The organism is Streptomyces sp. NPDC059668, from assembly GCF_042734135.1.
Classification (GTDB): domain Bacteria; phylum Actinomycetota; class Actinomycetes; order Streptomycetales; family Streptomycetaceae; genus Streptomyces.
The window spans coordinates 69,887-83,012 of record NZ_JBHWEL010000035.1 but is presented as its reverse complement, the minus strand read 5'-3'; the positions used below and the strand labels follow the sequence as shown (position 1 = coordinate 83,012).

General features: G+C 73.5%; 11 protein-coding genes. 3 read left to right on the top strand and 8 right to left on the bottom strand.

What is annotated here, in order from left to right; all coding sequences use genetic code 11:
* Window positions 1-243 precede the first annotated feature (243 nt).
* From ACFV2J_RS24370 to ACFV2J_RS24350, 5 genes are read right to left on the bottom strand one after another with little or no spacing between them, the layout of a single operon-like run.
* Complete coding sequence (locus ACFV2J_RS24370) at window positions 244-1,041, bottom strand: type III pantothenate kinase (protein ID WP_385094055.1); 798 nt, start codon at window positions 1,039-1,041, stop codon at window positions 244-246.
* Between the two features lie 5 nt (window positions 1,042-1,046).
* A complete protein-coding gene (gene nadC / locus ACFV2J_RS24365; protein WP_385094068.1) occupies window positions 1,047-2,063 on the bottom strand; it encodes a carboxylating nicotinate-nucleotide diphosphorylase in 1,017 nt (338 codons plus the stop codon).
* Between the two features lie 5 nt (window positions 2,064-2,068).
* Window positions 2,069-3,868: an L-aspartate oxidase gene (locus tag ACFV2J_RS24360; protein ID WP_385094058.1), complete on the bottom strand. Its 1,800-nt coding sequence runs from the start codon at window positions 3,866-3,868 to the stop codon at window positions 2,069-2,071.
* Complete coding sequence (gene panC / locus ACFV2J_RS24355) at window positions 3,865-4,854, bottom strand: pantoate--beta-alanine ligase (protein WP_385440532.1); 990 nt, start codon at window positions 4,852-4,854, stop codon at window positions 3,865-3,867. The genes ACFV2J_RS24360 and panC overlap by 4 nt, the downstream gene beginning before the upstream one ends.
* On the bottom strand, window positions 4,851-5,783 hold the full coding sequence (locus tag ACFV2J_RS24350; RefSeq protein ID WP_385094063.1) for a Rossmann-like and DUF2520 domain-containing protein: 933 nt from the start codon (window positions 5,781-5,783) through the stop codon (window positions 4,851-4,853). The genes panC and ACFV2J_RS24350 overlap by 4 nt, the downstream gene beginning before the upstream one ends.
* A 173-nt stretch (window positions 5,784-5,956) precedes the next feature.
* On the opposite strand from ACFV2J_RS24350, the gene ACFV2J_RS24345 reads away from it, so the two are divergent.
* Entirely contained in the window at window positions 5,957-7,189 is a 1,233-nt protein-coding gene (locus ACFV2J_RS24345; RefSeq protein ID WP_385094065.1) for a threonine aldolase family protein, read from the top strand.
* Window positions 7,190-7,519: 330 nt separating this feature from the next.
* On the top strand, window positions 7,520-8,626 hold the full coding sequence (locus ACFV2J_RS24340; RefSeq protein WP_385093310.1) for a DUF5937 family protein: 1,107 nt from the start codon (window positions 7,520-7,522) through the stop codon (window positions 8,624-8,626).
* A gap of 98 nt (window positions 8,627-8,724) precedes the next feature.
* Here the strand turns inward: ACFV2J_RS24340 and ACFV2J_RS24335 are convergent, their stop codons facing one another.
* Window positions 8,725-9,396, bottom strand: coding sequence for a response regulator (locus ACFV2J_RS24335; protein WP_385093313.1), 672 nt, complete (start codon window positions 9,394-9,396; stop codon window positions 8,725-8,727).
* 80 nt (window positions 9,397-9,476) lie between these two features.
* The gene (locus tag ACFV2J_RS24330) at window positions 9,477-10,682 is read right to left on the bottom strand and encodes a sensor histidine kinase (RefSeq protein ID WP_385093316.1); all 1,206 of its coding nucleotides are present in this window, start codon (window positions 10,680-10,682) and stop codon (window positions 9,477-9,479) included.
* A gap of 249 nt (window positions 10,683-10,931) precedes the next feature.
* Between ACFV2J_RS24330 and ACFV2J_RS24325 the strand changes: the two genes are divergently transcribed.
* On the top strand, window positions 10,932-11,984 hold the full coding sequence (locus ACFV2J_RS24325; RefSeq protein WP_385093319.1) for an SAM-dependent methyltransferase: 1,053 nt from the start codon (window positions 10,932-10,934) through the stop codon (window positions 11,982-11,984).
* On the opposite strand, the gene ACFV2J_RS24320 is transcribed toward ACFV2J_RS24325, so the two are convergent.
* Window positions 11,949-13,100, bottom strand: a complete 1,152-nt coding sequence (locus tag ACFV2J_RS24320; protein WP_148012301.1) for an NADH-quinone oxidoreductase subunit D — start codon at window positions 13,098-13,100, stop codon at window positions 11,949-11,951. The two genes, ACFV2J_RS24325 and ACFV2J_RS24320, sit on opposite strands and share 36 nt — an antisense overlap.
* Window positions 13,101-13,126: the final 26 nt, after the last annotated feature.

Below are 13,126 nucleotides of genomic sequence, written 5' to 3'. Positions count from 1 at the left end.
GTGCGGGCCCGCGCCCCAGGGCCGGACCGTGAAGCCGACGACCGAACCGGAACGATCCGGCGCCGGCCCGCGTCTCCAGCCCGTCCGGCGCTTGAGATGCGGACCCGCGCCCCACGGTCGGACCGTGAAGGCCGACGACCGAACCGGAACGATCCGGCGCCGGCCCGCGTCTCCAGCCCGTCCGGCGCTTGAGGACGAGGCCGTTCAGGCCGAAGGAGGTCTGGGGGCGGCGGGGCGCCCCCCTCAGGTGCGGGACACGTTCCGCTCGTACACCAGGCGGAGCCCGATCAGCGTGAGCCACGGCTCGTGCTCGTCGATGACCGAGGCCTCACCCAGAACCATCGGCGCCAGCCCCCCGGTCGCGATGACGGTGACGTCGTCCGGATCCTCGGCGAGCTCCCGCACCATCCGGTTGACGACCCCGTCCACCTGCCCCGCGAACCCGTAGATGATCCCGGACTGCATCGCCTCGACGGTGTTCTTGCCGATGACCGCCCGCGGCCGGGCCACCTCGATCTTGCGCAGCTGGGCCCCTTTGACGCCGAGCGCGTCGACGGAGATCTCGATCCCGGGCGCGATGACACCGCCCACGTACTCACCCCGCGCGCTGACCGCGTCGAAGGTGGTCGCCGTACCGAAGTCGACGACGACCGCCGGCCCCCCGTAGAGCTCGACCGCCGCGACCGCGTTGATGATGCGGTCCGCGCCGACCTCCTTCGGGTTGTCCGTGAGGATCGGCACGCCCGTCTTGACGCCGGGCTCGACCAGGACGGCCGGCACGTCGCCGTAGTAGCGGCGGGTCACCTCCCGCAGCTCGTGCAGCACGGACGGGACGGTGGCGCAGATCGCGATGCCGTCGATGCCGTCGCCGAGTTCCTCGCCGAGCAGGGGGTGCATGCCCATCAGGCCCTGGAGGAGCACGGCGAGCTCGTCGGCGGTGCGGCGGGCGTCCGTGGAGATGCGCCAGTGCTCGACGATCTCCTCGCCGTCGAAGAGGCCGAGGACCGTGTGGGTGTTGCCGACGTCGATGGTGAGGAGCATGGGTGCTACTCCGCCCCGTCCGTGGACGTCTCGTCCGCCGACGCGTCGCGCAGGTCCAGGCCGATGTCCAGGATCGGCGAGGAGTGGGTCAGGGCGCCCACCGCGAGGAAGTCGACGCCCGTCCTGGCGTACTTCTCGGCGTTGCCGAGGGTGAGCCGGCCCGAGGCCTCCAGGAGCGCGCGGCCGGCGACCAGGGCCACCGCCTCCTCGCACTCGGCGGGCGTGAAGTTGTCGAGGAGGATCAGGTCGGCGCCCGCGTCCACGACCTGGCGCAGCTGGTGCAGCGTGTCGACCTCCACCTCGATCGCCACGTCCGGGAAGGCCTCGCGGACGGCCGTGAAGGCCTGTGCCACGCCACCCGCGGCGACCACGTGGTTGTCCTTGACCAGCGCGGCGTCGGAGAGCGACATGCGGTGGTTGACGCCGCCGCCGCAGCGCACCGCGAACTTCTCCAGGGAGCGCAGGCCGGGGGTCGTCTTGCGGGTGTCGCGCACGCGCGTCCCGGTGCCCTCCAGGGCGTCGGCCCACGCGCGCGTGGCGGTCGCGATGCCGGACAGACGGCACAGCAGGTTCAGGGCGCTGCGCTCGGCCGTGAGGAGGTCGCGGGTGCGGGTGGTGACGCTGAGGAGCTTCTGTCCCGCCTCGACCCGGTCGCCGTCCTCGACGTGCCGCTCCACCTCGAACTCGTCGGTGCAGACCACGGAGACGACGGCCTCGGCGACCCGCAGGCCCGCGACGACGCCCGCGTCACGGGCGGTGAAGTCCGCGGTGGAGACGGCGTCCTCGGGAATGGTCGCGACGGTCGTCACGTCCACGCCGTTGTCGAGGTCCTCCTGGATGGCGACGTTCGCGATGTCCTCGACCTCCAGGGGGTCGAGTCCGGCGTCGGCGAGGAGCTGGGCGAGCGCGGGGTCGAGGCCGCACTCCATGTACGTCTCGTCGTAGGTCTCGTCGCCGCCACCACAGCCGCAGCCGTCGCCGCAGCCGCCGCTCTGGGCGAGGGGAAGATCGGGGGTGCTCACTTCGGTCACTGCTCCTGGTCGCGGTGCGTCTGCTGGGACATGGGGGTCTCCCCTGCTCGGGCGGGGCCGTCGGCTGAGGGGAGGGTCGGGGGGAAGTCTGCTGTGCCGGTGGTGTGTACGGCGAGTGTGCGGTCGGGATTCAGCCGTACGACGATGTGCCGGCGCCAGTCCGCGTCGTCGCGGTCGGCGTGGTCCTCGCGCCAGTGGCAGCCGCGGGTCTCCTCGCGCAGGCCGGCGGCGGCGACCAGGACCCGGGCCACGCACAGGAGGTTGGTGGCCTCCCAGGTGTCGACACCGGGCTCGGAGGTCTTGCCGTTCTCGTCGAGGGCGTCACGGGCGTCCGCGTGCAGCCGCTGGAGGCGGTCGGCGGCCTGGGACAGGGACTCGGCCGAGCGCAGGACGCCCGCGCCGTCCGTCATGATCCGCTGGATGGCGAACCGGGCCTCGGGCGCGAGCAGCGGGTGCGCGGGCTTGTCGGGGTGCGGGACCGGCTCGGGCACGCGCGCGTGGAGGCCGTCCTCCGTACGGCTGTGCGCGATGTCGGCCGCGATGCGCTCGGCGTAGACCAGTCCCTCCAGGAGGGAGTTGGAGGCGAGCCGGTTGGCGCCGTGCACGCCGGTGCAGGCGACCTCGCCGCAGGCGTACAGGCCGGGGACCGTGGTGCGGCCCCGGGCGTCGGTGCGGACGCCGCCGGAGGCGTAGTGGGCGGCCGGGGCGACCGGGACGGGCTCGGTCACCGGGTCGATGCCGTGGGCGCGGCAGGCGGCCAGGATGGTCGGGAAGCGGTGCTCCCACATGTCGGCGCCGAAGTGCCGGGCGTCGAGGTACATGTGCTCGGCGTCCTGCTCCTGCATGCGGCGCATGATGCCCTTGGCGACGATGTCCCGGGGCGCCAGTTCGGCCAGCTCGTGCTTGCCGAGCATGAAGCGCACGCCGTCCGCGTCGACCAGGTGGGCGCCCTCGCCGCGTACCGCCTCCGACACCAGGGGCTGCTGGCCCTCCGCGTCCGGGCCGAGGAACAGCACGGTCGGGTGGAACTGGACGAACTCGAGGTCGGAGACCTCGGCGCCCGCGCGCAGCGCGAGGGCCACGCCGTCGCCCGTGGAGACCGAGGGATTGGTGGTCGCGGAGAAGACCTGTCCCATGCCGCCGGTGGCGAGGACCACGGCGGGGGCGTGCACGGCTCCCACGCCGTCGTGCTGGCCCTCTCCCATGACGTGCAGGGTCACACCCGCGGTGCGGCCGTCGGCGTCCGTCAGGAGGTCCAGGACGAGCGCGTTCTCCACCGTGCGCAGGCCGCGCGCGCGGACCGCCTCGACGAGCGCCCGGGAGATCTCGGCGCCCGTCGCGTCCCCGCCCGCGTGCGCGATGCGGCGGCGGTGGTGGCCGCCCTCACGGGTGAGTTCCAGGTCGCCCTCGGAGGACTCGTCGAAGTGGGCTCCGGTCGCGATGAGGCGGCGTACGGCGTCGGGGCCCTCGGTGACGAGGATGCGTACCGCGTCCTCGTCGCACAGTCCCGCGCCCGCCACCAGGGTGTCGTCGAGGTGCTGCTCGGGGGTGTCGCCCTCGCCGAGGGCCGCGGCGATGCCGCCCTGGGCCCAGCGGGTGGAGCCGTCGTCCAGGCGTGCCTTGGTGACGACGACGGTCGTCAGGCCCGCCGCCTCGCAGCGCAGGGCGGCGGTGAGGCCGGCGACGCCGGAGCCGACGACCACCACGTCGGCGGTCAGGGCCCAGCCGGGGGCGGGCGCGTGCAGTCGTATGCCGGTACCTGTGCCTTTACCGGTACCTGTGCCTTTGCCGGTCACGAGGCGGCTCCGAAGGTGAGGGGGAGGTTGTCGATCAGGCGGGTCGTCCCGACCCGGGCGGCGACGGCGAGGACCGCCTCGCCGGTGAAGTCGTCCTGGATCTCGGTGAAGTCGGACGGATCGACCAGTGCCAGGTAGTCCAGGGCCAGCGGCGGCTTGAGGCGGGCCGCCTCGTCCAGGATCAGGCGGGCGGCCGCGCGGACACCGGAGGGGCCGCCGGGGGCCGCCTTGGCCACGGCGTGCGCGTCGGCGGCGGCGCGGGACTCGCCGATCGCGCTGAGCGCCTCGGCACGCGCGCGTGTGGCGGGCACTTCGCGGGCCCGCGCGCGCAGCGCCTCCTGGGCGGCGTGCCGGTCGCGGCCGGCGAACAGCGCCTGGGAGAGGGCGAGGGAGGTACGCCGCTCCTGGGGCGACAGGAAGCGGTTGCGGCTGGAGAGGGCGAGTCCGTCCTCCTCGCGCACGGTGGGTACGCCGACGATCTCGATGCCGAAGTTCAGGTCGCGCACCATGCGGCGGATCAGGGCGAGTTGCTGGGCGTCCTTCTGCCCGAACAGTGCCGTGTCGGGCCGGGTGAGGTGCAGCAGCTTGGCGACGACGGTGAGCATGCCGTCGAAGTGGCCGGGGCGCGTGGCGCCCTCCAGCCGCCCGCCCATGGGGCCGGCCGAGAGCCGGACCTGGGGTTCGCCGCCGGGATAGACCTCGTCCACGGAGGGGGCGAAGACGGCGTCGGCGCCCGCCTGCTCGGCGATCTTGACGTCGGAGTCGAGGGTGCGCGGGTAGCGGTCGAGGTCCTCGCCCGCGCCGAACTGGAGCGGGTTGACGAAGACGGTGACGACGACGTCGCCCCCGGGGCCCGCGATCTCGCGTGCCGCCCGGATCAGGGTGGCGTGGCCCTCGTGCAGGGCGCCCATGGTCATCACCACGGCCCGGCGTTCGCCGCGCCCGCGCGCGTGCAGGTCGCCTGAGGTGCGCAGCAGGACGGTCATCGGTCGCTCCCGTCGTCGGGCAGGGTCGCGCCGTCGGCGAGCACCCCGAGGAGGTCCTCGGCGAGTTCCGGCTTCAGCAGGCCGTGGGCGAGGGCGCGGTCGGCGGTCGCGCGGGCCATCGCGAGGTAGCCGGCGACGGTCTGCGGGGCGTGCTTGCGCAGCTCGGCGACGTGGGCCGCGACCGTGCCCGCGTCACCGCGCGCGACGGGGCCGGTGAGGGCCGCGTCGCCGGACCTGAGGGCGTTGTCGAGGGCCGCGCCGAGCAGCGGGCCGAGCATCCGGTCGGGTGCCTCGACGCCCGCGGCGCGCAGCAGGTCCATGGACTCGGCGACGAGGGTCACCAGGTGGTTGGCGCCGAGCGCGAGGGCCGCGTGGTAGAGCGGCCGGGACTCCTCGGAGATCCACTCGGGCTCGCCGCCCATCTCGATCACGAGGGCCTCGGCGGCGAGGCGGAGCTCCTCGGGCGCGGTGACCCCGAAGGAGCAGCCGGCCAGCCGCTGCACGTCCACGGGGGTGCCGGTGAAGGTCATGGCGGGGTGCAGGGCGAGCGGCAGGGCGCCGGCCCGCAGAGCCGGGTCGAGGACCCGCGCGCCGTATCGCCCGGAGGTGTGCACGAGCAGTTGGCCGGGCCGGACGGCCCCGGTCTCGGCGAGTCCTTCGACGAGGCCGGGCAGGGCGTCGTCGGGGACGGTCAGCAGGACCAGGTCGGCGCGCTGGAGGACCTGCGCCGGGGACATCAGCGGCACGTCGGGCAGGAGGAGCGCGGCACGCCGCCTGGAGGCGTCGGAGACCCCGGACACGGCCACCGGGCGGTGTCCGGCGAGCTGGAGGGCCGCCGCGAGGGCGGGGCCGACGCGGCCCGCGCCGACGACGCCGACGCCGAGGCGTGCGGGTCGGTCCTTGGGTTCTGGCTGAGGGGATGTACTCACTCGACGGCGGCCTTCCGTTCCAGTCCGCTCGGGGTACCGGACGATTTCTCGTCATGTTAACGCGATTGGTTCGGGGACTGTTTTGGTTGTCCACAGCCTGTGGGTTTCCGCAGGTCGCGAGGGGTGGTCAAATCGGGGTGCCGGGACGGGACGGCGCACGGCATCATCCGGGGATGAGCGATTCGGCGGAGCGGGGCCGGGAACAGGCCGCGGAGCGGGACACCGGGCGGGACACGGAGCGGGAGACGGACGAGGCGGGCGGGCCGGACCGGGAAGAGACGGCGGAGCGGAAGCGGGAGCGGCGAAGTGCCGCGTGGCAGGCGGCCGAACGGGTGCTGTGGCGGCCCGGCCATCAGCAGACGGTCCGTTCGCGGCTGGCCTCGCTGAACGACGGGGCCGAAAGCGTGTACGACCTCGACCGGCCGGTGGACATGTACGGCGACCGGCTCGTGGAGACCCTGGAGGAGCGGGTCGCCGGACTGCTCGGCAAGGAGGCGGCCGCTTTCTTCCCCACCGGGACCATGGCCCAGCAGGTCGCCCTGCGCTGCTGGGCGGGCCGTACCGGCGACGCGACGGTCGCGATGCACGCGCTCGGCCACCCGGAGGTGCATGAGCGGCACGCGTTCAGCAGGCTCAGCGGCCTGCGCCCGGTGCGGGTGACCGGCGAACCGCGGCTGCCGACCGCCGAGGAGGTCCGGGACTTCGAGGAGCCGTTCGGGTCACTGCTGCTCGAACTGCCCCTCAGGGACGCCGGTTTCGTGCTGCCGTCCTGGGAGGAGCTCGTGGCGGTCACGGAGGCGGCGCGCGAGCGGGATGCCGTCGTGCACTTCGACGGGGCCCGGCTGTGGGAGTGCACCCCGCATCTCGGGCGTCCCCTGGACGAGATCGCGGGCCTCGCGGACAGCGTCTACGTGTCGTTCTACAAGTCGCTCGACGGCCTCGGCGGGGCGGCGGTCGCGGGCCCGCGGACGCTGATCGACGAGGCGAAGGCCTGGCGGCACAGGTACGGCGGCATGGTCTTCCAGCAGTTCCCGACCGTTCTGGCGGCGCTGATCGGCCTGGACCGGGAGCTGCCGCGGCTGCCCGCGTACGTGGCCCACGCGCGCGTGGTCGCCGCCGCCCTGCGCGAGGGGTTCGCCGAGGCCGGGGTGGCCTGGGCGCGTGTCCATCCGGAGGAGCCGCACACCCATCAGTTCCAGGTCTGGCTGCCCTACGACGCCGAGGTGCTCACGGACGTGGCGACGCTGCACACCGAGGAGACGAGGACCGGCCTCTTCGGGCGGTGGAGCCGTGGCGGCCCGGGGCTGGCGCTCACCGAGGTCACCGTGGCGGGTCCGGGCCTGGCGTGGACGGCCGAGGACGTGAAGGCGGCCGTCGCGGAGTTCGTGGCGCGGCTGCCCGGCTGATCCGGCTCGTCCACTCATGGCGGATCGCCCCTCGGGTCCGGGCCGGGTCGGGTCGGGGTCGGGTCCGGGCCGGGCCGGGTCGGGTCGGGTCCGGGCGACGGCGGTCCGCGGGCATCCCGGGGCGGTTCGCCCCGGTTCAACCCCGCTCCACCCCGTTTCATCCCCGGTCCGCCCCCGTTTCCTGCCCGCAGCCCGCGGCGGCGTGCCCGCCCGGCCGGGCGGGCGTGGGCTGGCGCACGGCCGTGCGTGGGCCGGCGCACGGCCGCCGTCGATTGACGACGGCCGTCAATCGGCGGCGGCGTTGTCGGTGGCGGGGTGCACCATGAGGTCATGAGCGTGCGTATCGATGTCACCGGGCTGCGGCCGGAGCGGATCGCCGTCGTGCCCTCGCCGCTGGCCGAGCTCGGGATGGCGTTGCACGCGCTGTCCGAGCCGGGGCACCACCCCGGGCTCCAGGGCTGGGCGACCGGCGTGACCCCCCGGCTCGACCCGCATCTCGCCGACCGGATGTGCGAGGCCGACTTCCTGTGGCGGACGACCTTCTCGGACCTGTTCCTGCCGTACGCGGGCATCCCCGGCCGGAGCACGCTCCCGGGCGCCACGCTCGCCGAGGAGCTGGACCAGCTGGACAAGCTGACGGACGAGCAGTTCGTGGACGCGGCGCTGGAGTTCACCTGCGCGCTCCCTTACGAGGGGCCGGGCCCCGACACGCTCTCCGACCCGAAGCTGCAGCACCGCGCGCTGGAGCTGGCCGCCGCGCGCGGACCCCAGCAGGTGCGGTTCAGCAGGCGGCTGCTGGACGATCCCCCGCAGATCCGGGCGTGGCTGCGGCAGTTCCTGGAGGACTGCGACGAGGCGTTCTTCGCGGAGACCTGGTCCCGGCTGCGCCACCAGCTCGCGGCGGACGCCCGCCACAAGACGGACCTCCTGCGGCGCAGGGGCCTGGCCGAGGCCGTGGCGTCGGTCTCCCCCGCCCTGGCGCTCGACGAGACCACGCGGACGATCACGGTCGACAAGCTGGGCCAGGGCCGGACGTCCACCGGGGACGGCGGCCTCCTCCTGGTGCCGACGAGTCTCGGCTGGCCGCACCTGATGGTGCTGCACCGGTACGACTGGCAGCCGGTGCTGCACTACCCGGTCGGCTCCCCCGAGCTGACCGCCCCGTCCTCCCTGGAGCAGCTGACGCTGCGGATGACCGCGCTGTCGCACCCGGTCCGGATGCGGATCTGCCGGAGTCTGGCCCGCAGCGCGTTCACCACGGGCGAGCTGGCCCAGGTGAACGGGGTGACGGCGCCCGAGATATCCCGGCACCTGGGCGTGCTCAAGAAGGCGGGCCTGATCACCACGCGGCGCCGTGGCCGGTACGTGCTGCACCAGCTGGACGTGGCGGTCGTGGCCCGGCTCGGCAGCGACTTCCTGGAGGGCATCCTGCGCTGAGCCGCGCCTCGCGGCCCGTGCGGGACCACGGGGGGCCGCCCGCCGACGCGATCACGCGTCCGGCCGCCGACGCGATCAGGCGCACGGCCGCCGACGGATCAGCGGTGGCCGCCCGCCCGTACGAGCCCCGTCTCGTAGGCGAGGACCACCACCTGCACCCGGTCCCGCAGCCCCAGCTTCGTCAGGATGCGCCCCACGTGGGTCTTCACGGTCGCCTCGGAGAGCACGAGGCGTGCCGCGATCTCTCCGTTCGACAGGCCCTGCGCGACCAGGATCATCACCTCGCGCTCGCGGTCGGTGAGCCGCTCCAGCCCCTTGTGCTGGGGGTCCTTGCCGGCGTTGGGCAGCATCGGCGCGAAGCGGTCGAGCAGGCGCCGGGTGGTGGACGGCGCGACCACCGCGTCGCCGCTGTGCACGGACCGGATCGCGGTGAGCAGCTCGCCGGGCGGCACGTCCTTGAGCATGAAGCCGGAGGCGCCCGCCTTCAGCCCGGAGAAGGCGTACTCGTCGAGGTCGAAGGTGGTGAGGATGAGCACCTTCGGGGGCTCCGGCTCCGAACAGATGCGGCGCGTGGTCTCCACCCCGTCCAGCTTCGGCATGCGGACGTCCATCAGCACCACGTCGACGGCCGTCGCCCGCAGCACCTGGAGAGCCTCGACACCGTCGCCCGCCTCGGCCACGACCTCCATGTCCGGCTGGGCGTCGAGCACCATCCGGAAACCGGTGCGCAGCAGCACCTGGTCGTCGACGAGCATCACGCGGATCGCCATCGGGGTCCCTTCACTTCACTTGCGTACGGATCACAAGTGCTTACGGATCGCACGTGTACGGGTGTCCACGTGTACAGGTGTCAGTGCGCGGGCTTGAGCGGCAGCAGGGCACTGATGCGGAAGCCTCCACCGGGCCGCGGTCCCGCGTCCAGGGTGCCGCCGACCATGCCGACGCGCTCGCGCATCCCGATCAGGCCGTGCCCCTGCCCGTCGGCGCCGCCCTCCTCGTACAGCTCGTGGGGCGCGCCCTTGCCGTCGTCCTCGACGAGCAGGCCGAGGCCGTCGTCGAAGTAGACCAGCCGCACGCTCGCTCCGGTGTTCGGGCCCCCGTGCTTGCGCGTGTTGGTCAGCGCCTCCTGCACGATGCGGTACGCCGTGAGCTCCACGCCGCTGGGCAGGGGGCGCGGTGTCCCCTCGACCTTGAAGTCGACGGGCAGCCCCGAGGTGCGGCACTGTTCGATGAGGTCGTCCAGCTGGTCCACGTCGGGCTGCGGCACGTACTCGCCGACCTCCTGGTGCTCGCCGGTGCGCAGCACGCCGAGCAGGCGGCGCATCTCGGCGAGCGCCTGGCGGCCGGTCCCGGAGATGGTCTCCAGGGCCTTCCTCGCCTGCTCGGGGGCGGTGTCCATGACGTACGCGGCGCCGTCGGCCTGGACCACCATCACCGAGACGTTGTGCGCGACCACGTCGTGCAGCTCGCGGGCGATCCGGGCACGCTCGGCGGCGACCGCGACCTTGGCCTGCGCCTCGCGCTCCTTCTCCAGCCGGGCGGCCCGCTCCTCCAGCTGGGCGAGATAGGCCCGGCGGGTGCGGACGGAGTCGCCGAGCACCCAGGCGAGCGCGAACGGCACCGTCTGGAAGGCCGCTATCAGGACGTTGCCCAGCGAGCCGGAGTCCGTCTGGGGCCAGCGGATCTGCGAGAGCGTCGCCGCGCACAGGCCGCCGACCAGCGCGAAGCGGGAGGCCCAGCGGGCGCCGTCCGCCGCGACGGTGTAGATGATCACCAGCATCGCGAAGTCGGCGGGGACCACGTCGACGTCCAGGACCAGCTGGGCGAGGCCCATCGCGGCCGCCACGACCAGCATCTTCTCTGGCATACGGCGGCGCAGCGCCACGACCAGGCTCAGGATCAGCGAGATCGGGAGGGCCGCCGCGAGCGACCCGTGGTGGTTCGCAGCGCCGTTGACATTGGTGAGGCTCACGGCGGAGATCCCGAGCAGGACGACGGCCCAGAAGCCGTCGACCCACGTCGGGTGTCTGCGGAGAAAGTCATAGAGGCGCTGCACGTAACCCAGAGTAGGGAAGCGTGCAGTGTGCAGGGGTCAACCGGAGGACCGATCCGCGGGCGGTGCTCGTACTCCCCAAGGTGGAGGCTCTCCCCGTTCCCGGCGCTTACGGCCCGTCGTCCTGATCGGGTGGCGGAACGCGGGACGGCCGGCAGGACACCGCGCCCCGGCGCCACTTGATCCACCCCGGCGCCACTTGATCCACCCTGGGCGCCTCCCGATCCGGACGACAGGCCCTAGCCTGGCCCGGTGAGGCATGAGGCGGCGGGCGGGTGGCGTGGCTGGCGCGAGGCGACGCGGGAGGCGCTGTACGGTCCGGCGGGCTTCTACCGCAGGCCCGAGGGTCCCGCGGCCCACTTCCGTACGTCGGTGCACGCCTCCCCGCTCTTCGCGGCGGCCGTGGCCCGGCTGCTGTGCCGGGTCGACGAGGCGTTCGGCCGTCCCGCCGCGCTCGACTTCGTCGACATGGCGGCCGGTCACGGCGAACTGGTGACGGGGGTCCTCGCCGCGCTCCCCGCCGACGTGGCCGCACGCGCGCGCGGGTACGCCGTCGAACGCGCCGCGCGCCCCGCCGGACTCGACCCCCGGATCGAGTGGCTCCCGGAGCCCCCGCGCGGGATCACCGGGCTGCTGTTCGCCAACGAGTGGCTGGACAACGTGCCGGTGGACGTGGCCGAGGTGGACCCGCACGGCGTGCGGCGACTGGTTCTCGTACGGGCCGAGGACGGGACCGAACGCCTCGGGGACCCCGTCGCCGGGGCGGAGGAGCAGTGGCTGCGCACGTGGTGGCCGGCGTCCGGCGAGGGCGCCCGCGCCGAGATCGGGCTCTCCAGGGACACCGCCTGGGCCGGAGCCGTGGCCACCCTCGACCGGGGTCTGGCCGTCGCCGTCGACTACGCCCACCTCTCCGCCGCCCGGCCGCCCTTCGGCACGCTCACGGGCTTCCGGGAGGGCCGGGAGACACGGGCCGTGCCCGACGGATCGTGCGACATCACGGCGCACGTCGCCCTCGACGCCTGCGCGCTGCCCGGAGGGCACGTGGTGACCCAGCGGACCGCGCTGCGCGCGCTGGGCGTGAGCGGCGCCCGACCGGCGCTCGCGCTGGCTTCGAGCGATCCTGCCGCGTACGTGCGCGCCCTCGCGAGCGCCGGTGAGGCCGCCGAGCTCACCGCGCCCGGCGGCCTGGGCGACTTCGGCTGGCTGCTGCAACCGGTGGCAGTGCCCCGGCCCGGCCGCCGCGCCCTGTTCGAGGGCCTGCTCGCCGATCTACTTGTCGATGTCGCCGACCACGAAGAACAGTGATCCCAGGATCGCCACCATGTCCGCGACCAGCGTGCCGGGCAGCAGTTCGGTCAGCGCCTGGATGTTGTTGTAGGAGGCCGAGCGCAGCTTCAGCCGGTATGGGGTCTTCTCGCCCTTGCTGACCAGGTAGTAGCCGTTGATGCCGAGGGGGTTCTCGGTCCAGGCGTACGTGTGGCCCTCGGGCGCCTTGAGGACCTTGGGGAGACGCTGGTTGACCGGGCCGGGCGGCAGCTCGGCCAGCCGGTCGAGACAGGCGTCCGCGAGGTCCAGCGCGTTGTGCGTCTGCTCCAGCAGGCACTCGAAGCGGGCCAGACAGTCGCCCTCCTGCCGCGTGACGACCTTCAGGGTGTCCTGGAGCTCGCCGTACGCCAGATACGGCTCGTCGCGGCGCAGGTCGAAGTCCACCCCCGAGGCCCGTGCGATCGGCCCGCTCACGCCGTACGCGTGCACGGCCGCCGGCGCGAGGACGCCCACGTCCCGCGTGCGCCCCCGGAAGATCTCGTTGCCGAGCACCAGGTCGTCGTACACACCCATCCGCGAGCGCAGCGCGGTGACGGCACCGCGCGCGCGGGTGGTCCATCCGGCGGGGAGGTCCTCCTTGAGGCCCCCGACCCGGTTGAACATGTAGTGCATGCGCCCGCCGGAGATCTCCTCCATCACGTGCTGGAGCTCCTCGCGCTCGGTGAACGCGTAGAAGATCGGCGTGATCCCGCCCAGCTCCAGGGGATAGGAGCCCAGGAACATCAGATGGTTGAGGACGCGGTTGAGCTCCGCGAGCAGCGTGCGCAGCCACACCGCGCGCTCGGGGACCTCCATGCCGAGCATCCGCTCCACGGCGAGCACCACGCCCAGCTCGTTCGAGAACGCCGAGAGCCAGTCATGGCGGTTGGCGAGCATGACGATCTGGCGGTAGTCGCGCGCCTCGAACAGTTTCTCCGCACCGCGATGCATGTAGCCGATCACCGGCTCCGCATGCTGGATCCGTTCGCCGTCGAGCACGAGCCGCAGCCGCAGCACGCCGTGCGTCGACGGATGCTGGGGCCCGATGTTGAGCACCATGTCGGTGCTTTCCGCGGCGCCGCCGATACCGATCGTGGTCTCCGTCTTGGGAGTCATGGACACAGTCTGGCGTACGTACCCTT

What these genes read in the sequence shown, in the direction of transcription:
- ACFV2J_RS24370 (WP_385094055.1), bottom strand. Translation starts at nt 1,041, where the DNA reads ATGCTCCTCACCATCGACGTCGGCAACACCCACACGGTCCTCGGCCTC.
- panC (WP_385440532.1), bottom strand. Translation starts at nt 4,854, where the DNA reads ATGACCGTCCTGCTGCGCACCTCAGGCGACCTGCACGCGCGCGGGCGC.
- ACFV2J_RS24345 (WP_385094065.1), top strand. Translation starts at nt 5,957, where the DNA reads ATGAGCGATTCGGCGGAGCGGGGCCGGGAACAGGCCGCGGAGCGGGAC.
- ACFV2J_RS24340 (WP_385093310.1), top strand. Translation starts at nt 7,520, where the DNA reads ATGAGCGTGCGTATCGATGTCACCGGGCTGCGGCCGGAGCGGATCGCC.
- ACFV2J_RS24335 (WP_385093313.1), bottom strand. Translation starts at nt 9,396, where the DNA reads ATGGCGATCCGCGTGATGCTCGTCGACGACCAGGTGCTGCTGCGCACC.
- ACFV2J_RS24320 (WP_148012301.1), bottom strand. Translation starts at nt 13,100, where the DNA reads ATGACTCCCAAGACGGAGACCACGATCGGTATCGGCGGCGCCGCGGAA.